Here is a 19870-nt window from a genome sequence, read left to right on the forward strand (position 1 = left end):
TCCAGCTTTTTTTATTTTAAATTTTGGCACTTAAGAAATGGAAGGTGATTTTGATAGATATTTTTCGTGATTCTGAATCGATGTTGGATGAGCTATATAACGAGTTAAATCATTCAGCATTTATTGGTGGCGTGCAGCGACTTGATTTGGTCTATGAATGTTGTGAATTATCCATGGAGCATGGTGAAGCCATTTTACAACTTTTAGAATCACGCCAAGATATATCTGCACTCGCATTATTTCGAATTCAATTTGAAGCTGTGGTGAGGGCATATTGGTTACTAATGGTCGCCTCTAATATAGAAATTCAGAAATTTGAAATTCAACGAGAAGAAGAGTTGCTTCAGAATGTGAAAATTCCTACCGCAGCTGAAATGATTACAAAGTTAGAAAATGTTGTAGAAATTAAGCATATTGTTGAAATGTTTAAAGAGTTTAAGTTCTATTCGTTAAAGCATTTGCATTCGATTGTGCATACTGGTCGAAACTCATTAATTCAGCGAAAAGCTGGGTTGGCGGATGCTCAGCGCATAATAATAGTAAAGCAAGTCAATGGATTTATTGTGATGGCAGCTCAAATTTTACTAAGACATGCAGCTAAAGAAAAATATATTCATCATATCCATGAAAAATTTAGAGACTGTTTTCAAATGCAAGACGATATTACAGCAGAAAAAAAAGCCGAAATTGATCGCAAATATAATAAAGCCCTCAATTGAGGGCTTTATTTAGATATTAATTAATGTAGGAACCATGTGTAGTAGCCCCATAACATGAGTGGCCAAGCGAGAAAGGGGCTAAAAAGCCATTTCCAGAACCAATGGTGTGGCGTAAAACCCACACCATGCACAAAACCACCTGAAATACCTATCATGATGAACATCAGCGCTCGATGGCTATATCCACCATTGTCATCCAGCATGGCAGCAGGATGTACAAGTAACACGGCTGCCAAAGGAAAAGCTAACAGGCAGGAAATGACCATTGCAAATTTATTTGGCTTCTTTTCTACAAGTGATTTTTCTACAGCAGCATCAGTCATTTGTTATTCCTCATCTAGATCTTGATGATGTTCGATGTAAAGGGCACTAAGTACACCTGCAAAACATGCCATCAAAATACCGAGAATCCAAGCAAAATACCACATCGTCTTTTCTCCTTAGACACAGCCTTAGTATAGGCTGTGTGAATTCTCTTCAATATGTTTGTTAGTGACCACGCCCCACATCTTGTAGTAACACCAAGTTGTGTAGCACAGGATAATTGGGACAAAAATACACGCGGCAACTGTCATCACAGTCAGGGTGTTTTTACTTGATACCGCATCCCACATAGTCAAACTTACAGTTGGGTTGATGCTCGATGGCATAAGGAAAGGGAACAATGCAAAACCAGCAGTTAAGATTGCACCAATGACTGCCAAGCTTGAACCAAGGAAGCTAAAACCTGCTTTACCTTTACCTGCGGCAAGGATAATGATCAAAGCACCTAAAATTGCCATGATTGGCGCAATCATAGTAATAGGATAAATACTATAATTGTTCATCCAACCTGGATTGGCATTGGTGATCACTTCTTTAGCCAATGGGTTAGCAACGCCATTAGTGTCAAACGGTTGAGCTAATGTGTAGCCTTGGATATTACCGAAGTATAACCATGCGCCTGCAAGTAAGAAGCAAACCAAGAATACGATACCCATAAGTTGAGTCGCTTTTGCAGAGCGTGCACGGAGGTCGCCGTCTGTACGAAGCATGAGCCATGCACCACCGTGAGCGCAAAGCATAGATAAACTCACGATACCGCAAACTAAAGCAAATGGGTTAAGCAGTGCAAAGAAGCTACCTGTGTAAGTTGAGCGAACAGTTTCGTCCATAGTGAATGGAACACCGAGGAACATATTACCAAACGCAACACCAAATACGAGGGCAGGAACGGCACCACCAATTGCTAAACCCCAGTCCCAAGAATTACGCCACTTGGTGTTTTCAAGTTTAGAACGGTAGTCAAAACCGACTGGACGTAAGAAGAGAGCGAAGAGTACCAGTAACAATGCCCAGTACATGCCTGAGAATGCAGTTGCATATACCATCGGCCATGCTGCAAACAGCGCACCACCGGCAGTAATAAACCAAACTTGGTTGCCGTCCCAGTGTGGGGCAATCGTATTGATTGCCGCACGACGTTCTTCGTCTTTTTTACCTACGAATGGCATGATCGCCATTGAGCCCATATCGAAGCCATCGGTGAGGGCGAAGCCGATCAGTAGGACGCCGACTAATACCCACCAAATGATTTTGAGTAATTCATATTCGATCATGCTTGAGCCTCCTCATTTGCCTTTTTTGCAGCTTCAAGTTTCTCGAAGTGGTATTTACCAGTATGTAGAGAACTTGGGCCAAGGCGTGAGAATTTAATCATTAAGTACATTTCAATGATCAGCAGTACAGTATAGAACGCTGCCAATGCAAGGATAGAACCCCATACATCACCTGTACTTAAGCTAGAAGCTGAAAGATGTGTAGGTAGAACTTCACCGATAGTCCAAGGTTGACGACCAACTTCGGCAACATACCAACCTGTTTGTGCAGCAATCCAAGGTAACGGTAGTGCAAATAAGGCAAACTTTAATAACCAAGGCTTGTTTTCTGCATTACGTTTACCGACAGCAAAGGTAGCCAGTACGAACAGAAGGAGCATTAAGAAACCAGAAGCAACCATTGCACGGAATGCCCAGAACAAGCTTGGAACATGTGGAATAGTGTCTTTTGCAGCAGCTTTGATTTGTTCGTCAGAAGCATCGACAACTTTGTCTGTGTATTTTTTCAGAAGCAAACCATAACCCAAGTCTTTTTGAGACTCAGCAAATGCTGCTTTAAGTTCAGGAGAAGTGTCGCCTGCACGAAGTTGTTCTAACTGTGAGTAAGCCACCATACCGTTACGAATACGCGCTTCGTGTTGTACGATCAGGTCTTTAATACCTGTTACTTCTTTATCAGTTGAACGTGTTGCGATAATCCCCATGACATAAGGAATTTTGATCGCGTAGTCAGTAGACATAGTTTCTTTATTTGGAATACCAAACAAAGTAAATGGTGCTGGAGCTGGGTGAGTGTCCCATTCAGCTTCAATTGCAGCAAGTTTAGTTTTCTGTACGTCACCAATTTCATAACCAGATTCATCACCCAGTAAGATCACCGAAAGTGTAGACGCTAAACCAAAAATAGCAGCGATAGCGAATGAACGACGCGCAAATGGCAAGTCACGCTTTTTCAATAAGTAGTAACTTGAAATTGCCAGTACGAAAATAGCACCAGTCACATAACCTGCAGATACGGTATGTACGAATTTAACCTGAGCCACAGGGTTGAAAATCAATGCACCGAAGTCCACCATTTCCATACGCATGGTTTCATAGTTAAACGCGGAACCGACAGGGTTTTGCATCCAACCATTGGCCACTAAAATCCATAGTGCAGACATGTTCGAGCCAAGTGCAACTAACCAAGTGACAGCCAAATGCTGAACTTTAGATAGGCGATCCCAGCCGAAGAAGAATAAACCAATAAATGTTGATTCAAGGAAGAATGCCATCAGACCTTCAATGGCTAATGGTGCACCGAAAATATCACCGACATAGTGTGAGTAATACGCCCAGTTAGTACCGAACTGAAACTCCATTGTCAAACCAGTAGTAACACCTAATGCGAAGTTAATACCGAAGAGTTTTCCCCAGAATTTAGTCATGTCTTTATAAATTTCTTTGCCAGAAATCACATAGGTGGTTTCCATAATGGCAAGAATAAAAGCCAGACCTAAAGTCAGTGGAACAAAAATAAAGTGATACATCGCGGTCATTGCAAATTGGAACCGCGAAAGATCGACCACGCTTTCAGAAATCATCAACGTGTCTCCTTGATTTGGGAAGGACTGCCAGCAATATGCTCGGCAACTTGATTGTCAAAGTTTTTAGGGATAGTAGGGGCGTCGAACCAGATGTTCTTAATGATCATTAAAATAATCACTTTAATTATTAGTATTGCGGTTATTTCTCTGACCACACGACGATTTAAATCTTTGAATTTTAAGCTCATGGAGATAAGCCTATTCTTTAAACTTGTACTATATTATTAACAAATATATACAAAAAGCAAATAGGTTGAACAGTTAAAATAAAAATATATTATTAAGTAATTTAAATACAATTACTTATATTACTTATTAGTTAAAAAATAAACTAATTTTTTATTTTAAATACTTGACTAAAACACTTGTGTTTAATTATTTTAAATCCGACTAAAACGCTTATATTTATGTTTTAAATTCTGACTAATTTACTATATTTACTAAAAGTTACATTATTAATAATGAGAATCCTTATTGAGTGAATAAGATTTTTATTTGTTATGTTTAAGTTTTGCTAAATAAAGGGGCTATTGATGTAGTGCTGTTAAACGATCTCTATATGGTTAATGTTAAAGAGTTTGGACTAAGTTTTTTAAATACTTTTTAAATATTTGATACATGATGAAATTAGCTTATTTTAGTTCTGAGACATTTTATTTGAGTGAAAAAAAGACATACCGAAGTATGTCTTTTTGGGGAGATATTGTAGCTTAGAAGTCGTAACGCAGACCAAGAGAAAGTGCAGTTGCATTTTCATCACCGATCCCTGAAATACCGTTACCGAAGCTACGACCTTCTTTCCAAGGGTTGAGTTTAGAGTTTTTGTCGTTAAGCACAGTTGCTAGGTTGCCATATACGCGTAAAGTGCTATCTAACTTATGTTCTACACCCACACCGATCAAGCTTGCATTAGCATCATCAGCATCGACGTCACGGTAGAAATATTCACCGCGTACTGAGGTTTTAGGCGTTACTTTATATTCGCCAGCTACACCAAAAACTTGAGCATCTGGGTTCGCTGTATCGTTGTCGTGTTTGGCAATTTGGTATAACGCACCCAAGTTAAATTCTTCAGTTAACTTATATGCACCGGCAATACGGAATGCATCACGACTTGCGCCACCTGCTGCGTTTGCTGCATTTTCATCATACTTTTCGTATGCTGCTGCAAAATCAATTGGACCTTCTTTATAAGTTAGAGCAAGGTCATAGGCTTTGTTGTCATCTTTGCCTTCGCCATCTGCTTCACGGTCAATTTGTGTACCTGAATGCATCGACATTGCAGCTAATACATTGAAACCACCGCCAAATTTTGGCGATTTATATTCAATGGTGTTTTCATTACGTTCATCAAATTTTAAGTTGCCGACACGTGTTACATTTCTAACGTCACCAACCATGTCACCGAAGAAGTTCACAGGGCTACGTGCAACTTTAAATGGGCTGTCAAAGCGACCTACACGTGCTTGACCATAAGTTGAACTTTTTAAACCCACGAATGTGTCACGTGTTGAAAAATCTACGCCTTTGCTGTCTTGGCTACCGCTTGCAAAGTTTACTTCTTGCTCAATTTGAGCGAATACGTTGAGGTCATCATTAATTTTTTGATCTACTTTGAAGCCTAAGCGTGAAGCGTTAGAAGAAAGACCAACTTCGTTGTAATCTTTACCATCATCTAGATAGTCAAGAGAGACATGTGCACGGCCATAAATTTTTACATCTGCAGCAGATGCCATCATTGGTGTAAGAATTGTTGCCCCGATTGCTAATGCACATAGAGTTTTTTTCATTTGAAGCTCCAGAAGACTTTTCCAGTCATATCAATATGTTTTATCAGTAGCTTGGCTAGAAGTAATTTCGCTATCTAATGGCGCTAAGTATTCATTACAAATAAGACAGTTCTATTAAGGAAATATTTCAAAACGGTGAAAGGTGATTTTTGGTTTAAATTGCTGTTATATTTATAAAAATGAATATTTATTAAATGCTTAGTGTTGTATTGAACAGTAAATTTTGCAGCTAAAAGTTCTTGGGATAATATTCGAGACATAAAAAATGGAGCCGAAGCTCCATTGATCATCACTTTAAACTCAATTGAACTTAAAGTGCTGCTTTGATTTTTTCGCCAATGGCTTTGATTTTTTCCATGTCGCCCATTTGTGCGGCATGTTTACCTAATTCATGCACTGAAGTCGGAATTAGGTGGAAATGCACATGCGGAACAGTTTGACCCGCAGCAGCGCCAGATAACTGCATCAATACGATACCTTTCACGTCTAAGGCTTTTTCCATTGCTTTCGCAACTTTTTGAGCAACTTGAATGGTATAAGCAGCCGCTTCTGGATCTAAATCAAGCAGCGTTATAGCAGGGGTTTTAGGAATTACGAGCGTATGACCTTCGGCCTGTGGCATGACATCCATAAAAGCGAGTACTTGATCATCTTCATAGACTTTAAACGCAGGAAGTTCTCCACGTAAAATCCGAGCAAAAATATTTTGATCATCATAAGTCATTGCTAAATTCCTTGAGCGAATTGAATCGTAATTATTTACAGTTCAATTCTTTCTGACGATCTTTGATCGCGTCAAGTCGTTGTTGCTCTTTTTCTGAAAATTTAGGCTTAGTTGTGTAGCAATTGTCATTGCCGAACTTCGCTTTAGCATCAGGATCTTTAAAGCAAAAACCTTTCGATGCATAAATCACGTCATGGTCATTTTTCAACTTTTGGCATTCTTGCTCAGATGCTAAAACAGCAGTAGAAGCCCCGATTAAAGTTACAGCACCTAGCAAAGTTGCGAGGGTAAATTTGTTCATGCGAGTTTCCTCTGTCATTTGTAACAATGTGTGTTATGACACTAGAGTACAATATGATGGTTATTTATCGTTATTCAATGGCGAGTTATTACTCAATTGTAATTTTACTCCATTTTTCATACATAATCATAGCGCTTGAAAAATCACTGTTTTCTTTAGCTTGATCGCTTGCTGCTTGGATTAAATTTTGCGTCAAAGAGAGCACAGGTGCTGAAAGTTTTGCTTGTCGCACCAGATCAACAGCAATTCCCGTATCTTTTGCAAGTAATGGAAGTGCAAAGGTTAATGGGAAGCTACGATTCAGTACGCGCTGAGGTAAAACAGTTTCGGTCACGTTGCTTTTACCGCTCGATGCATTAATACAATCGAGTGCCTGATGTAAGTCCACGCCATGCGCTTTTAAGGTGGTGAATCCTTCAGCAACTGCACAAAGATTTACAGCCATTAACATGTTGTTTACAGCTTTGACGGCAAAACCCGCACCCGGTTCACCCACATGTTTAATCAGTCTGCCAAATGTTTGGATCGCAGGTAATGCACGTTCAAAGGCTGCTGCGTCACCACCAATCATGACGGTTAATGTTCCAGTTTCAGCGCCAATGGTTTGTCCACTCACAGGGGCATCTAAGAATGCAACATTTTGCTGCTTTAAGGCAGCAGCGAGTTTTTTTGCAGATTCTGGCACACCGCTGGTACAGTCGACCCAAATCGAGCCTGATTTCAGCGTCACACTCGCAATTAAATTTTCAACATCTTGGCTGATGGGTAGGCAGGAAAAAATAATGTCCGCTTGTACTGCTTGTTCTAATGCAACCGCTTGCGTACCAAATTCAGCAGCATGTTGCTCTGCCTTGGTAAAGTTTCGATTCCAGACATAAACCGTGTCGAACTTTTTTGGTAGGTGCGCTGCCATACGGTAACCCATTGCGCCCAATCCGATAAATGCAACTGACTGAATCATCTTTACCCTCTAAATTTTTATTTCAATAAACTGGATCTTTGTGTAAGCCACTGGGTCAAAGTTGGCCAAAATTGATTGGCACTTTTTTGACTCGACATCAGGCCGAGGTGACCACCGGGAATGAGAGTAAACGTTACATCTTGACTACTTGTCAATTCGCCTAAAGGACTTGCTGCATCTGCCGTAACGATTTGATCGGTAGAACCCGCGCCAATCAACAATGAACAGTGGATATTTTTTAATTGAATAACTTTATCTTTCAATTGAATAATGCCGTTTTTAAGTGGATTTTGTAGCCAAACATTGAACACCATGTCTTGGTTAATTCCACCCGGATAGTCAATCATGTGATTGAGAAAATCGCCCATGGTTGCATGTTCATACAGGTCATGCAGATTATCTAAGTTAGATAGAAATTGTTTTTGGCTTTTGAACCAACCCATTGGATCAACGATTTTAAATCCAATCGCATTGAGTACGCCCGGTGTATGGATAAAATGTTTAGGAATTTTCCCTGTGTAGACCTTATCTTGTAAATTCTTACTACGTGAAAGCAAGCGATTGGTTTTTTGAAATAGCTTTCCGATACGACCTGAGGCATAGCTATCAATCGGCGCGCCCATCACCATTAGATTTTTAACATGTTCAGGTTGATGTAATGCTGTATACAGCGTGACAAAGACTCCAGCCATACTCCAACCGTGTAGCGAGATGTATCGACTATCTGCATGCTCACAAATTTGATCAATACAATGTGGAATCACATCATCAATAAACGATAGAAAATTTAAGAAACGATCTTGATAGTTTAATTTTCCCCATTCCAACAAATAGACATCAAATCCACTATGTTGAAAATGTTTCACCAATGAGCGATATGGATACAAATCATAAATCGCCATATTGATGGCCAGTGGAGCAACAAACACTAAGGGTTCTTTGTATTTACGATCAGGCGAAGCGTAATACCGAACTTTTGCATGTTTATATTCAGTAATTACTTCATAGGGTGTCGATTGAGAAAGGACTAGCGATTTTGCATTAAACACACGTGTAGACAAGTGTTTAATTTTCTTTTGCTGCGCCAGAAATTTCTGTTTGAAAGGATGCATAACTGTCAATTGCCTAAGTCCTTGTAGGATTGGTCGAAGTCTAAGCGATAATTTCGTATTTTACCTTGACCTTAAATAGCTTAGACGCTCAAAATATTGGCAATTCTTCACAAAGGCAGTTCTTCGCGACTGAGTAATACAGATGAGCCAACAAGACGACATCGAATACCAATTAGAGACTTTAGCGATTCGTACAGGTCATATTCGTACTTTTGAGGGTGAACATAGCGAGCCAATTTTCCTGACTTCATCATTTGTTTGTGAAAGTGCAGCAGATGCCGCAGCAAAATTTTCAGGTCAAATTGAAGGCAATACCTATTCACGTTATACCAATCCAACTGTACAAGCGTTCGAAAAACGTTTAGCTGTTTTGGATGGTGCTGAAGCCGCAGTTGCGACAAGTTCGGGTATGGCAGGCGTACACGCGATCACTTTGGCATATTTAAAAGCTGGCGATCATGTGGTGTGTTCACGTGCTGTCTTTGGTTCGATCATTTCTCTGTTTGAAAAATATGTCATCAAATTTGGCGTTGACGTTACTTTTGTTGATTTGGAAGATTTAGATGCTTGGAAACAAGCGATTCGTCCAACTACACGCTTATTGTTTATTGAAACACCGTCAAACCCATTAGCTCAAGTAGGGGATTTACAAGTCATTGCTGATATTGCACATGCGAATGGGGCATTATTTGCAGTCGATAATACTTTCTGTACACCGGTGTTACAGCAACCGATTAAATTCGGTGCGGACCTCGTGATCTATTCATCAACAAAATATATTGATGGTCAAGGTCGCGCGCTCGGTGGTGCAGTTGTAGGTAGTGCAAAATTGATGGAAGAGATTACAGGTGTTATTCGTACACTGGGTAACTCGATGAGTCCATTCAATGCATGGATCTTCCTGAAAGGCCTAGAAACTTTAAGTTTACGTATGAAAGCCCACTGTGCAAGTGCTCAAACTTTAGCTGAATGGTTAGATGCACACCCGAAAGTTGAAAAAGTGTACTATGCGGGACTTCCAAATCACGAAGGTCATGAGTTGGCGAAAAAGCAACAAAAAGGCTTTGGCGGAGTTGTGTCGTTTGTTGTGAAAGGCGAACGTGAAGGCGCTTGGACCGTGATTGATAATACTAAGTTCCTTTCTATTACAAGTAACTTGGGTGATGTAAAGTCAACAATTACCCATCCTGCAACGACTTCTCATGGCAGAATGTCAGCAGAAGCGAAAAAAGCAGCAGGGATTAGCGAAGGTTTAATTCGTGTATCTGTTGGTTTAGAAGATATTAATGATATTATTCGCGATCTTTCACGCGGTTTAGATCTTATCTAAAGTGAATTCATCAGTTTTGTTCGGAGATTTTTATGAACATTAATATGCTCATGCAGCAAGCTCAACGCATGCAAAAAGAAGTTGAGAGCAACATTAAAAAAGCCAAGGAAGAGCTTGCACAAGTTGAAGTTCACGCTGAAGCAGGTGGTGGTCTGGTTAAAGTTACTATGACTGCGCGTCATGTGGTGAAACGTATTGAAATCAATCCTGAACTACTTCAAGATGATACAGATATGATTGAAGACTTAATTGCAGCGGCAATGAATGATGCTTCACGTCAAGCTGAAGTGATTTCAGAAGAAAAACTGAAATCTGCAAACTCGGGTATGGGGCTTCCACCAGGCCTTTCAGGTTTATTCTAAGGAATACGTTAAATGTTTAGTGATCGTTTTGATCAACTTGTACAGGCATTGCGTATTTTACCAAGCGTTGGGCCAAAGTCGGCTCAACGTATGGCACTGCACTTAATCATGAAAAACAGGGAAGGCGCTGTCGGTCTGGCACATGCCTTGACTGAAGCAACCAACTATATTCATGAATGTTCCATTTGCCATTCATTGACTGAAGATGAAGTATGCAACATTTGCGTCTCTTCAGAGCGTGATGATCAACTGCTTTGTGTGGTTGAATCTCCTGCAGATGTCATGGCAATCGAGCAAAGTGGCAGTTTTAGAGGGAAATATCACGTATTGGGTGGACATTTGTCACCACTCGATGGTATTGGCCCCGACGAAATTGGTATTCCTTATTTAATTCAACGACTAAGTGATGGTAAAGTGCAGGAAGTGATCTTGGCGACCAATGCAACGGTAGAAGGTCAAGCGACAGCACATTATTTGGTTGAAGCGACCAAGCATTTACCAATACAAATGACCCGTATTGCACAGGGTGTACCACAGGGTGGTGAGCTTGAATATGTGGATAGTCATACTTTAAGTCAGGCCGTGCATAACCGAATGCGAATGAAGTAACTATAGAGCGAAACTCGTTTCGCTTTGTATAAAATTCACCTAATTATTTATACTTAATAACGATTAAAGTTTTTGTTTACAATGAATAAAAAAGCCAATTAAAGGAAATAAGTCACTAAAATAACGTTTTTCCTTATAGATAAATAATATATATCAGTTAATATAAGCTCATAGAGCATCTAAAATTAGACTCAGCAACTTATGTATCAATTCATTCAAAATCAGCCAGATTTAAATTGCGTTTTAAATCTTATGGACCAAAGCTCGATTTACGGACTCGACACCGAGTTTATAAAAGTAGATACCCTGTGGCCCAAACTTGGACTTTTCCAAATTAATGTACAAAATCAGGTGTATTTACTTGATGGTACAACCCTCGATTTAAGCCAATTTTGGCAAAAATTATTTGCGGCTCAGCAAAACATTTTTCATGCATGTAGTGAAGATATCGATCTGATTTATCACTATGCACAGCATAAGTCTTTAGAAAATGTCTTTGATACCCAAGTTGGGATGTCATTTTTAGGGCATGGCTTACAAGTCAGCTATCAAAATGCCTTAAAAACTATGCTCGATGTAGATATAGATAAAGATCAGACACGTTCAGATTGGTTGGCTCGTCCACTCAGTGCCGAGCAATTGAACTATGCAGCGAATGATGTACATTATTTAATGAATTTAAGCCATACGATTCAGAATGAATTGGCTGCGAAAAGTTTATTAAATTGTGTGCTTGAGGACTGCAAAAATTTAACTTATGAAATTGGCACTGAAACGCCGATCCATATGCTGTATCACGATATTGGTAATTATCGACATTCACGTCGACAGCTCATGCAAATTCAGCAATTGGCCGTTTGGCGTGAGCAAATGGTGAAAGCCTTAAATCAGCCACGTAGCTTTATTCTTAAAAACTCAACCATCATTGATATGGTTGAAAAAAATCCAAAAAATAATTTTCAATTGAGTGCAGTGAAAGACATTCGTCCGAACATTGTGCGTGAGCATGGTAAAATTATTTTAGATTTGTTGAAGTTTTTACCAGAACAAGCTGAATGGCCGCTGCGTATGGCACGTCCAATTCGTCATTCGTCTCAGGATATTGGTTCGCGCGTCGATACAGTCATTCAGCGTGCGGTACAAGAAACCTCTGTGCCTAAAGAAGTTTTAATGCGCAAAAAATGGTTAAATGCCTTGTATCAGCATGTGGTTTTTCATAATGATGAACAGGATTTACCGAGCTACCTATTGGGCTGGCGCTATGATTTGCTGACGAAGCCTTTAATTGAAGTACTGCATGCCGATGAAAGCTATCTTTCTGGTCAAATGAAAGTGATGGAATAAGTTCTGATTGATTAAAGAACTATCACTTATACAAATTCACGACTGATGCGTTAATAAACACTAATGTATCAGTCTTTTTTTTGATGTATCCTTTGCCTTGCGTTTAATGAGTATTGATTCAATTATGTACTGTTCTATCTACAAATCGAGCAAAAAAGATGAAATGTATCTTTATATTGCTCGTCCTGAAGTTAATGAAAACGAAACTGAAGTGACAGATCCACTTGCAGTAATGCCTGATGCTTTACGTACAGCATTTGGTCGTGCCACATTTGTCATGGATCTAGAACTCAGTGAATCACGCAAACTTGCACGTGTAAACGTATTGCATGTCATAGATTCAATTGAAACAAAAGGGTTCTTTATTCAAATGCCTCCAGAAGGTTTAATTGACCCAAATGCAGTTGAGCCAGAAGGCTTGCGCGGCGCTTAAGTTAATTCAGGAGTTGTGAAAATGAATGGTGTAGTATCGGTATTGGACTCAATTCCTGAAAGCAGTATTGCAATTACGGTTTACCTAGGTGGGGCTGTAATTGCTTTGTTGTGTTGGTATGGGCTGATGAAGCGCTTACCCAAAACGATCGGTGCCATTGGTTGGCTTATCGTATTTGCTATTTTATTAACACCAACCGTTTCTGAAGGTTCAAATGCAGCGATCGCACCTGCGATTTTTGGTTTGATTTTTGGTGTATTAACAAAAGATCAGCCATTGGTTTGGTTGAATCTATCGCTGATTCTCTTTGTGGTGGGTATTGGTTTAGTCCTTGGTTATTTTTGGACCAAATACAATGCAGCGAAACCACAGCACGTTGTTAACAAGAAAATTTCACCGCTTTAAATAAAAAAATAAGGTTATATCATGTCTGTTGAAACTCAACAATTTACTGGTACAGATCAATATATTGCGACTGATAGCTTAAAACTTGCAGTAAAAGCTGCACGTTCATTGCAAAAGCCACTTTTGGTTAAAGGTGAGCCGGGGACAGGTAAAACTCTTTTAGCCGAACAAGTGGCTGAAAGCTTAGGGCTTAAGCTCATTACGTGGCATATCAAATCTACAACCAAGGCTCAACAAGGTTTATACGAGTATGACGCCGTATCTCGTCTACGTGATAGTCAGTTGGGTGATGACCGTGTTTATGACATTAAAAACTATATTAAGCCGGGTAAGCTTTGGGAAGCGTTCACCAGTGAAGAACGTTGTGTACTTCTAATTGACGAGATTGATAAAGCAGATATCGAATTCCCTAATGATTTGCTGCATGAACTCGATAAAATGTCCTTCTTTGTGTATGAGACGGGTGAAACGATTACGGCAACACAACGTCCAATCGTGATCATTACTTCAAATAATGAAAAAGAACTTCCAGATGCCTTCTTGCGTCGTTGTTTCTTTCATTATATTGAATTCCCTGACGAAGCAACCATGCGTGAAATCATCGATGTACATTTTGAAAATATTTCAAATACCTTGGTCTCTGAAGCACTACAAATCTTCTTTAAATTACGTCAAATTCCGGGTTTAAAGAAACCGCCTTCAACCTCTGAGTTGATTGATTGGTTGAGTTTGCTGATGGCGGATGATATGCCAGAAGATATTTTACGCAATACAGATAAATCAAAATCAATTCCACCACTTTATGGTGCCTTGATTAAGAATGAACAAGATGTGCAATTGCTTGAACGTCTAGCATTTATGTCACGTCGTTAATTGATATCAATTCTATCAAAGATTTAAAAGCTGGTTATCCGGCTTTTATTTTGAGCATTAAAAATGTAAAGGTGAATTATACAGACAAGCGCATACGTATCACGTGTACATTTAGCTGTACCTAGGAGGTTTAAGTCGGCAGCACTCTTGTTGGTTGCGAGTTTTTATTTTTCTAGTTTTAGCTATGCGATGGATGATGCTCAGTTTGAACAGCAGCATCAACAGCTACTCCAGGATGCGTATTGGGCGCAAGTTGCAGAACATCAACTTAAAGAAAAGCTCATTGATAAATCAGATCATCTCGCAGCTCAAACGGCCATTCAGCAAAAGGCCTGTGCTGCAACTGTACTTGAGCTGAAATACTATGATTTTGTGATCTTGCATCTAAGTGACTTTAACCGCTATAGAAACCATCAAGGTTTTCATAAAATCGTATCTATTGAACATTTGCAGCAAGATCGCCTCAATGTTCAACACAAATATGAAACTCTTAAACAATCGCTTAATAATAGAAATGCGACTTGCGAATAAATCATGCTGTATGTGTTTCTTTGGGTAGGAGGGCAACGTATATGAACACGCAGTAAAAGCTTTTGGCTTTACTTGTAGGGATCAATTTTTCATAATGGTGGATGTAAAGGCAAGACTCAGTTGCAGATGAAATAACAAGATCACATGCATTCACACTGGATTTGACCTCCTGATATTTAATTTTTTATTGGATTTTATTCGCCTATGTTTGTGCGATTGTTTTATACCCTTCGAAAATACGGTGTTCCTGTTTCAACTCGTGAATTGATTGACTTGAACCAAGCAGTGGCAGCAGGGCTAGTCTTTGCAGATCAAAATGAATTTTATCAGCTTGCACAAACCGTCATGGTCAAAGATGAACGTTACTTTGATAAGTTCGACCGTGCAATGAAAGACTATTTTGACGGTATTGCCACCTTTGATTTGGATGAACTATTAAATCAGGTGCATAAACTGCCAAAGGATTGGTTTGATCTAGAGCTCATCGAAAAGCATTTGACACCTGAACAACGAGAAGAACTAAAAAAAGCTGGATCATTAGAAGAACTGATGAAAATGCTTGAAGAGCGTTTACGCGAACAGCATAAAAAGCATCAAGGTGGTAATCGGATGATCGGTACGGGCGGTACCTCGCCCTTTGGTGCCTATGGTGACCATCCTGAAGGTGTGCGTATCGGTGGGCCTGGTCGTAAACGATCTGCGGTGAAAGTTTGGGAACAACGTCAATACCGAAATCTAGATGATGAGCAGATTCTCGGTAGTCGTCAGATGCAGATGGCTTTGCGTCGTTTGCGTAAATTTGCCCGCCAAGGTGCAGCAGAAGAGCTAGATATCGACGGAACCATTCGTGAAACTGCCAAACAGGGTATTTTGGATGTGCAGTTGGTTCCTGAACGACGTAACCGCATTAAAGTATTGATGTTGTTTGATGTTGGGGGCTCAATGGATTCACATATTGCCCAATGTGAGAAGCTCTTTTCCGCTGCAAAAACTGAATTTAAAACTTTAGAGTATTTCTATTTTCATAACTGCTTATATGACTATGTATGGAAAGACAATATTCGCCGTTCAAATACGCGTATGAATACATGGGATTTATTCAATACCTATGGGCGAGATTACCGTGTCATCGTTGTTGGTGATGCGAGTATGGCACCTTATGAATTGAACTCTGTAGGTGGTTCTGTGGAGTATATGAATGATGAAGCGGGTCAGGTGTGGTTACAGCGCTTACGCAATCACTTTGATAAAACAGCATGGTTAAACCCCGAAGAAGAAAGTTATTGGCATTACACCCAAACCATAGCTGTGATTAAACAAATCTTTGAAGATCATATGTTCCCGATGACTCTAAAAGGAGTGGAAGATATGACGAAATATTTAGCGCGCTAAAGCGTTAAAAACGATACTTTTTCTTATCAATGATGTTTATATTACTTACTCCAATTTTGCATTGTTTCTTATTTTTAAAATTGGATAGTATTTAAAAGTCTTTGTTTTGCATACAACATGAAGGAAATATGATGGATCATCAAATTAATGGTATCGCATTACCTAATGAAGAAGGTTTCTTCGGTGAATACGGTGGGCAGTTCATTCCACCAGATTTAAAACAGGCAATGGATGACATTAATGTTGCTTATGAGCAAATTCGTCATACAGAAGAATTTCAAAATGAATTGAAAGAGTTGTTTGCACATTATGTTGGACGTCCAAGCCCATTGTTTTATGCGAAGCGCTTGTCTGACAAATTAGGTGGGGCACAAATCTACCTCAAGCGTGAAGACCTTAACCATACTGGCGCGCATAAAATTAACCACTGCCTTGGCGAAGCATTATTAGCAAAATATATGGGTAAAACCAAAGTGATTGCAGAAACTGGCGCAGGTCAGCATGGTGTAGCATTGGCAACGGCTTGTGCCTTGGTGGGCATTCCATGTGAAATTCACATGGGGCAAGTGGATATTGAAAAAGAACATCCAAACGTAGTGAAAATGAAGATTTTAGGTGCCAACCTAATCTCTGTCACTCGTGGTACAGCTACGCTTAAAGATGCAGTAGATAGCGCTTTTGAAGAATATTTAAAAGATCCAACCAATTTTATTTATGCGATTGGTTCAGTGGTTGGTCCACATCCATTCCCGAAAATGGTTCGTGACTTCCAGTCCATTATTGGTGATGAAATTAAAATTCAAGCCAATGATCGATTTGGTGCAAATCCTGACTATGTGGTTGCATGCGTGGGTGGTGGATCCAATGCTGTTGGTGCATTTACAGCATTCCTGAATGACTCTGATGTCAAACTCGTAGGCGTTGAGCCTGCAGGCCATGGTTTAGATACCAATATGCATTCTGCGACGTTGACATTGGGTAAGCCAAGTCAAATTCATGGCATGGCATGTTATGTCCTTGAAGATGAACAGGGTGAGCCTTTGCCAGTGCATTCAATTGCATCAGGTCTGGACTATCCAGGAGTGGGGCCACAACATAGTTTGTTAAAAGACCTAGGCCGTGTTGAATATACAACAGCGACAGACCAAGAGTGTTTAGATGCCTTCATGATGCTTTCACGTGTGGAAGGTATTGTTCCTGCACTAGAAAGTTCACATGCGGTTGCTTGGGCAATTCGTGAAGCGCCAAAACTTGCCAAAGATGTGAAGATTGTCGTTAACGTTTCAGGCCGTGGCGATAAAGACTCAGACTATGTGGCTGAAAAATTAGGTTTAAATTAATTACTGCCATTAAAAAAGACTAAGTTGCTCATCATCTGTTGATGACGCAAAAATCTTTTGCAGTTGTATAGCCCGATCTATATTCGAAGTATCCCAGTTTTTAACTGGGATATTTTTTTTGACGTAATTTTTATAAAAAATATGGTCAAAGCTTGATGAAATTGAAATTAACTCAGGATGTAGTGCATAAATAATTGCCTTTGCATCTAAAATTTCTGTGATAGAAGATGCAATCTCTAAATTGATCGTACGTCGGTGGTATTGCAGCAGCTCATCGTCTTTCATCGATAACATTAAGCGTTCTAATTCTAAAATGATGGCATCTAGTTGGTCTAATTTATCTAAAGCGGATTCAAACATAAGAAAGGAATTTGAGAAAAGTAATTAATTTGTAATGTGTATGTCATTACAAAATGTGAGTTATATAAATTATTGATATTTGGAACTCCCCCTTAAAGCTTATCAAGGGGGATTTTTGAGTTTAGCCAGAAATATATTGTTGAAGTTGTTCGATCAGTTTGCGTTGATCATCCATTGCTGCTTTTACAAGGTCGCCGATGGAGATTAAGCCAGTTAATTTCTGTTCCTCAACGACAGGTAAATGACGTAAATGGCGATCTGTCATAAGTTCTAAACATTCTTCGACAGTCGCTGCACTTGTCACGGTGATGACACTACCCGTCATAATTTCGCTGACAGAGGTATCGAAAGATGTTCTTTCCATCAGGGCGATTTTACGTGTGTAATCACGCTCAGACAAAATCCCAACAACTGTGCCTTCATGGGTCACAACGAGGGCACCAATGCCTTTTTGTGCCATCAGGGAAATGGCTTCGAGTACAGTCGCATCTGGGGTGATGGTGTAGATTTCTTGATAAGCTTTGTCTTTAAGTACTTGGGCAACTGTAGTCATATTTTCATTCCTTTATAGTAGTTTTTGTTTAATTTAAATTAGCGCGAAAATTGAAAAAAGCAAATACTTTTCAGTGCATGCTTAGGTCAAAACATGCACTGAGGGTTTTATGCGATTTGTATTTTGTCATTATTAAAAAAGAATAAACGCATTTGCGATGTTGTGAGCTTGAGACGGATGTGGCTAGAGCTATGCAACGCAGGGATGACTTTAAGGCGTGTTAATGTCGGTAATAGCGATGCCTCAAAATCTTCTGGTGTAATGCGTCGTGGAGTGTAGTTGGGCCAATGCTTTTTGGCATATTTATGCGCTTGAATGCCATTTAGCCAAAACGGGAAGATAATATGATCTTGATCGCTGGTCATGGCCCAACCTTGTTGGTGGTAGAGACCCCAAAGGACTCCACAGTACATCATGGTTTTTAAAATACTAATTTTGAAAAATAAATCTTTTGGAATAGGTTTATATTGCTTTAATTTAGACATCATATGCAGCGTGTTGTTGATGTTGCTCCTATTGTAGGAAATTCTTATGAAAAAGCTGTGTAAGCTTTGAACTTGATTGTAAGAATTTATGTAGTTAAAAGTTGAAGGGTGTAAAAAACGCCACCTTAGTGACGTTTTGTTATGCTTGCAAGGTGGCCATGTTCTGCCAATATTGCGCTTTGAGTGAGTCACGTTCTACGCGGAAGCCTTGATAATAAAGTTCAGCCAAAAATAACGCTGCTTTACCATGTCCAGCACGAGCTGCATCTTCCAATTCATGAACTGCATCGCTGAAGTTCATTTGAGATTGAATTGTGTTTACCGCATTTGCGTATACATGTTCGAGTTCATGTTGAGAGAATTGTTGAATCATATTTAACTCCTTATTCTAATTATGATCATTAAGGGCCCATTCTTTAGCCCTATTAACTAATTTAACTAAGTATTGTTAAACTAATATTACAATTATCTTGAATTGTCAACTATTCACGTAAATATTTCTAATTTGCTATAGTTTACATGATTAAACAATGGACAATTGTTTTCGTGAGTAAAATACTATCATAAGAAGTTGTAGATAATAAGGAGAAGTAAAATGACAAGAGTTTTAGACGGTTTAACTTTAGATTATCCTCCGACATTAGCGCAAATTGTGGAGTTGGCACATCTACATCGTCGCAATCTTGATGAAGCAATTTTTCATCAGGAGATTCATTTAGGGGATTTTGGTTTGGCACAACGCAAACGTGTATATGATTTCACGCGGGATTTAGATAAGGGACAGCGCTTAGAATTTTACAATGCATACAATGGCGAATTACTCAAAATCGCCGATGATGATGATTTACATCCAGCGCATGCAGAAGGTGGAATGAGTATTTTTGCAGTATTTATCGTTTTGGCGATTATTGCATTGATTCTTTATTTTGCGGTGATACGTACCATTATTCATTAAATTGTTTAGCTAACTCACAGACTGAAAAGGTGGACTGATGCAGTTTTAAGCGCTGTGACTTGAACTTCTTGAACGTCAGCCATACACTACTTTGAACCTGAGGTAGT

At 39.4% G+C, this 19870-nt stretch carries 26 protein-coding genes; 12 read left to right on the forward strand and 14 right to left on the reverse strand.

Annotation, left to right across the window (positions count from 1 at the left end; translation table 11 throughout):
• The first annotated feature begins 44 nt into the window (after positions 1-44).
• Entirely contained in the window at positions 45-719 is a 675-nt protein-coding gene (locus FTU34_RS11720; protein ID WP_373686498.1) for a hypothetical protein, read from the forward strand.
• A 20-nt stretch (positions 720-739) separates the two neighbouring features.
• Here FTU34_RS11720 and FTU34_RS11725 read toward each other — a convergent pair whose 3' ends face one another.
• The 10 genes from FTU34_RS11725 to FTU34_RS11770 form a co-directional block, all read right to left on the reverse strand.
• Positions 740-1042 (reverse strand): cyd operon YbgE family protein, encoded by a 303-nt coding sequence (locus tag FTU34_RS11725; RefSeq protein ID WP_078188516.1) that lies wholly within the window; start codon positions 1040-1042, stop codon positions 740-742.
• A 3-nt stretch (positions 1043-1045) separates the two neighbouring features.
• Entirely contained in the window at positions 1046-1147 is a 102-nt protein-coding gene (gene cydX / locus FTU34_RS11730; RefSeq protein WP_002120988.1) for a cytochrome bd-I oxidase subunit CydX, read from the reverse strand.
• 24 nt (positions 1148-1171) lie between these two features.
• Positions 1172-2317, reverse strand: a complete 1146-nt coding sequence (gene cydB, locus FTU34_RS11735; RefSeq protein WP_078193913.1) for a cytochrome d ubiquinol oxidase subunit II — start codon at positions 2315-2317, stop codon at positions 1172-1174.
• Complete coding sequence (locus FTU34_RS11740; protein WP_078188514.1) at positions 2314-3900, reverse strand: cytochrome ubiquinol oxidase subunit I; 1587 nt, start codon at positions 3898-3900, stop codon at positions 2314-2316. Before FTU34_RS11740 ends, cydB begins: the two co-directional genes overlap by 4 nt.
• Positions 3900-4091: a cytochrome oxidase putative small subunit CydP gene (gene cydP / locus FTU34_RS11745; protein WP_078188513.1), complete on the reverse strand. Its 192-nt coding sequence runs from the start codon at positions 4089-4091 to the stop codon at positions 3900-3902. The genes FTU34_RS11740 and cydP overlap by 1 nt, the downstream gene beginning before the upstream one ends.
• A 522-nt stretch (positions 4092-4613) precedes the next feature.
• Positions 4614-5693 (reverse strand): porin, encoded by a 1080-nt coding sequence (locus FTU34_RS11750; protein WP_078188512.1) that lies wholly within the window; start codon positions 5691-5693, stop codon positions 4614-4616.
• 310 nt (positions 5694-6003) lie between these two features.
• Entirely contained in the window at positions 6004-6417 is a 414-nt protein-coding gene (locus FTU34_RS11755; protein WP_078188511.1) for an HIT family protein, read from the reverse strand.
• 31 nt (positions 6418-6448) lie between these two features.
• Positions 6449-6718: a YARHG domain-containing protein gene (locus FTU34_RS11760; protein ID WP_078188510.1), complete on the reverse strand. Its 270-nt coding sequence runs from the start codon at positions 6716-6718 to the stop codon at positions 6449-6451.
• 88 nt (positions 6719-6806) lie between these two features.
• Positions 6807-7679: an NAD(P)-dependent oxidoreductase gene (locus tag FTU34_RS11765; RefSeq protein ID WP_180035774.1), complete on the reverse strand. Its 873-nt coding sequence runs from the start codon at positions 7677-7679 to the stop codon at positions 6807-6809.
• 17 nt (positions 7680-7696) lie between these two features.
• Positions 7697-8791: an alpha/beta fold hydrolase gene (locus FTU34_RS11770; RefSeq protein WP_078193910.1), complete on the reverse strand. Its 1095-nt coding sequence runs from the start codon at positions 8789-8791 to the stop codon at positions 7697-7699.
• Between the two features lie 142 nt (positions 8792-8933).
• Here FTU34_RS11770 and FTU34_RS11775 point away from each other — a divergent pair, with 142 nt between their 5' ends.
• The 10 genes from FTU34_RS11775 to trpB all read left to right on the forward strand — a co-directional run bounded on the left by FTU34_RS11775 (position 8934) and on the right by trpB (position 17410).
• Positions 8934-10121, forward strand: coding sequence for an O-succinylhomoserine sulfhydrylase (locus FTU34_RS11775; protein ID WP_180035773.1), 1188 nt, complete (start codon positions 8934-8936; stop codon positions 10119-10121).
• Positions 10122-10153: 32 nt separating this feature from the next.
• Positions 10154-10483 carry a YbaB/EbfC family nucleoid-associated protein gene (locus FTU34_RS11780; protein WP_180035772.1) on the forward strand — a complete coding sequence of 110 codons (330 nt, stop codon included), beginning with the start codon at positions 10154-10156 and terminating at the stop codon, positions 10481-10483.
• 12 nt (positions 10484-10495) lie between these two features.
• Complete coding sequence (gene recR, locus FTU34_RS11785; protein ID WP_078188505.1) at positions 10496-11092, forward strand: recombination mediator RecR; 597 nt, start codon at positions 10496-10498, stop codon at positions 11090-11092.
• A 201-nt stretch (positions 11093-11293) separates the two neighbouring features.
• Complete coding sequence (locus FTU34_RS11790) at positions 11294-12436, forward strand: HRDC domain-containing protein (RefSeq protein WP_180035771.1); 1143 nt, start codon at positions 11294-11296, stop codon at positions 12434-12436.
• Between the two features lie 124 nt (positions 12437-12560).
• On the forward strand, positions 12561-12869 hold the full coding sequence (locus FTU34_RS11795) for a YcgL domain-containing protein (protein WP_078194000.1): 309 nt from the start codon (positions 12561-12563) through the stop codon (positions 12867-12869).
• Between the two features lie 21 nt (positions 12870-12890).
• Positions 12891-13274, forward strand: coding sequence for a hypothetical protein (locus FTU34_RS11800; protein ID WP_078193907.1), 384 nt, complete (start codon positions 12891-12893; stop codon positions 13272-13274).
• A 21-nt stretch (positions 13275-13295) separates the two neighbouring features.
• Positions 13296-14147: a MoxR family ATPase gene (locus FTU34_RS11805; RefSeq protein WP_180011248.1), complete on the forward strand. Its 852-nt coding sequence runs from the start codon at positions 13296-13298 to the stop codon at positions 14145-14147.
• Positions 14148-14294: 147 nt separating this feature from the next.
• A complete protein-coding gene (locus tag FTU34_RS11810) occupies positions 14295-14678 on the forward strand; it encodes a hypothetical protein (protein WP_180035770.1) in 384 nt (127 codons plus the stop codon).
• A gap of 204 nt (positions 14679-14882) precedes the next feature.
• Positions 14883-16070: a VWA domain-containing protein gene (locus FTU34_RS11815; RefSeq protein ID WP_180035769.1), complete on the forward strand. Its 1188-nt coding sequence runs from the start codon at positions 14883-14885 to the stop codon at positions 16068-16070.
• Between the two features lie 131 nt (positions 16071-16201).
• A complete protein-coding gene (gene trpB / locus FTU34_RS11820; RefSeq protein ID WP_180035768.1) occupies positions 16202-17410 on the forward strand; it encodes a tryptophan synthase subunit beta in 1209 nt (402 codons plus the stop codon).
• Positions 17411-17419: 9 nt separating this feature from the next.
• Here the strand turns inward: trpB and FTU34_RS11825 are convergent, their stop codons facing one another.
• The 4 genes from FTU34_RS11825 to FTU34_RS11840 all read right to left on the reverse strand — a co-directional run bounded on the left by FTU34_RS11825 (position 17420) and on the right by FTU34_RS11840 (position 19181).
• Positions 17420-17770 (reverse strand): hypothetical protein, encoded by a 351-nt coding sequence (locus FTU34_RS11825; RefSeq protein ID WP_180035767.1) that lies wholly within the window; start codon positions 17768-17770, stop codon positions 17420-17422.
• A gap of 121 nt (positions 17771-17891) precedes the next feature.
• Positions 17892-18323: a CBS domain-containing protein gene (locus FTU34_RS11830; protein WP_078193901.1), complete on the reverse strand. Its 432-nt coding sequence runs from the start codon at positions 18321-18323 to the stop codon at positions 17892-17894.
• A 107-nt stretch (positions 18324-18430) separates the two neighbouring features.
• Complete coding sequence (locus FTU34_RS11835) at positions 18431-18808, reverse strand: DUF2750 domain-containing protein (protein ID WP_180035766.1); 378 nt, start codon at positions 18806-18808, stop codon at positions 18431-18433.
• 139 nt (positions 18809-18947) lie between these two features.
• A complete protein-coding gene (locus FTU34_RS11840) occupies positions 18948-19181 on the reverse strand; it encodes a hypothetical protein (RefSeq protein WP_078188494.1) in 234 nt (77 codons plus the stop codon).
• Positions 19182-19403: 222 nt separating this feature from the next.
• Here FTU34_RS11840 and FTU34_RS11845 point away from each other — a divergent pair, with 222 nt between their 5' ends.
• Complete coding sequence (locus tag FTU34_RS11845) at positions 19404-19763, forward strand: hypothetical protein (RefSeq protein ID WP_180023554.1); 360 nt, start codon at positions 19404-19406, stop codon at positions 19761-19763.
• The last annotated feature ends 107 nt before the right edge of the window (positions 19764-19870 follow it).

The sequence above is a fragment of the Acinetobacter sp. YH12094 genome, from assembly GCF_013419295.1.
In the GTDB taxonomy this organism is placed as follows: Bacteria; Pseudomonadota; Gammaproteobacteria; order Pseudomonadales; family Moraxellaceae; genus Acinetobacter; species Acinetobacter amyesii.

What these genes read in the sequence shown, in the direction of transcription:
- FTU34_RS11725 (WP_078188516.1), bottom strand. Translation starts at nt 1,042, where the DNA reads ATGACTGATGCTGCTGTAGAAAAATCACTTGTAGAAAAGAAGCCAAAT.
- cydX (WP_002120988.1), bottom strand. Translation starts at nt 1,147, where the DNA reads ATGTGGTATTTTGCTTGGATTCTCGGTATTTTGATGGCATGTTTTGCA.
- cydB (WP_078193913.1), bottom strand. Translation starts at nt 2,317, where the DNA reads ATGATCGAATATGAATTACTCAAAATCATTTGGTGGGTATTAGTCGGC.
- FTU34_RS11740 (WP_078188514.1), bottom strand. Translation starts at nt 3,900, where the DNA reads ATGATTTCTGAAAGCGTGGTCGATCTTTCGCGGTTCCAATTTGCAATG.
- cydP (WP_078188513.1), bottom strand. Translation starts at nt 4,091, where the DNA reads ATGAGCTTAAAATTCAAAGATTTAAATCGTCGTGTGGTCAGAGAAATA.
- FTU34_RS11750 (WP_078188512.1), bottom strand. Translation starts at nt 5,693, where the DNA reads ATGAAAAAAACTCTATGTGCATTAGCAATCGGGGCAACAATTCTTACA.
- FTU34_RS11755 (WP_078188511.1), bottom strand. Translation starts at nt 6,417, where the DNA reads ATGACTTATGATGATCAAAATATTTTTGCTCGGATTTTACGTGGAGAA.
- FTU34_RS11760 (WP_078188510.1), bottom strand. Translation starts at nt 6,718, where the DNA reads ATGAACAAATTTACCCTCGCAACTTTGCTAGGTGCTGTAACTTTAATC.
- FTU34_RS11765 (WP_180035774.1), bottom strand. Translation starts at nt 7,679, where the DNA reads ATGATTCAGTCAGTTGCATTTATCGGATTGGGCGCAATGGGTTACCGT.
- FTU34_RS11770 (WP_078193910.1), bottom strand. Translation starts at nt 8,791, where the DNA reads ATGCATCCTTTCAAACAGAAATTTCTGGCGCAGCAAAAGAAAATTAAA.
- FTU34_RS11775 (WP_180035773.1), top strand. Translation starts at nt 8,934, where the DNA reads ATGAGCCAACAAGACGACATCGAATACCAATTAGAGACTTTAGCGATT.
- FTU34_RS11780 (WP_180035772.1), top strand. Translation starts at nt 10,154, where the DNA reads ATGAACATTAATATGCTCATGCAGCAAGCTCAACGCATGCAAAAAGAA.
- recR (WP_078188505.1), top strand. Translation starts at nt 10,496, where the DNA reads ATGTTTAGTGATCGTTTTGATCAACTTGTACAGGCATTGCGTATTTTA.
- FTU34_RS11790 (WP_180035771.1), top strand. Translation starts at nt 11,294, where the DNA reads ATGTATCAATTCATTCAAAATCAGCCAGATTTAAATTGCGTTTTAAAT.
- FTU34_RS11795 (WP_078194000.1), top strand. Translation starts at nt 12,561, where the DNA reads ATGTACTGTTCTATCTACAAATCGAGCAAAAAAGATGAAATGTATCTT.
- FTU34_RS11800 (WP_078193907.1), top strand. Translation starts at nt 12,891, where the DNA reads ATGAATGGTGTAGTATCGGTATTGGACTCAATTCCTGAAAGCAGTATT.
- FTU34_RS11805 (WP_180011248.1), top strand. Translation starts at nt 13,296, where the DNA reads ATGTCTGTTGAAACTCAACAATTTACTGGTACAGATCAATATATTGCG.
- FTU34_RS11815 (WP_180035769.1), top strand. Translation starts at nt 14,883, where the DNA reads ATGTTTGTGCGATTGTTTTATACCCTTCGAAAATACGGTGTTCCTGTT.
- trpB (WP_180035768.1), top strand. Translation starts at nt 16,202, where the DNA reads ATGGATCATCAAATTAATGGTATCGCATTACCTAATGAAGAAGGTTTC.
- FTU34_RS11825 (WP_180035767.1), bottom strand. Translation starts at nt 17,770, where the DNA reads ATGTTTGAATCCGCTTTAGATAAATTAGACCAACTAGATGCCATCATT.
- FTU34_RS11830 (WP_078193901.1), bottom strand. Translation starts at nt 18,323, where the DNA reads ATGACTACAGTTGCCCAAGTACTTAAAGACAAAGCTTATCAAGAAATC.
- FTU34_RS11835 (WP_180035766.1), bottom strand. Translation starts at nt 18,808, where the DNA reads ATGTCTAAATTAAAGCAATATAAACCTATTCCAAAAGATTTATTTTTC.
- FTU34_RS11840 (WP_078188494.1), bottom strand. Translation starts at nt 19,181, where the DNA reads ATGATTCAACAATTCTCTCAACATGAACTCGAACATGTATACGCAAAT.
- FTU34_RS11845 (WP_180023554.1), top strand. Translation starts at nt 19,404, where the DNA reads ATGACAAGAGTTTTAGACGGTTTAACTTTAGATTATCCTCCGACATTA.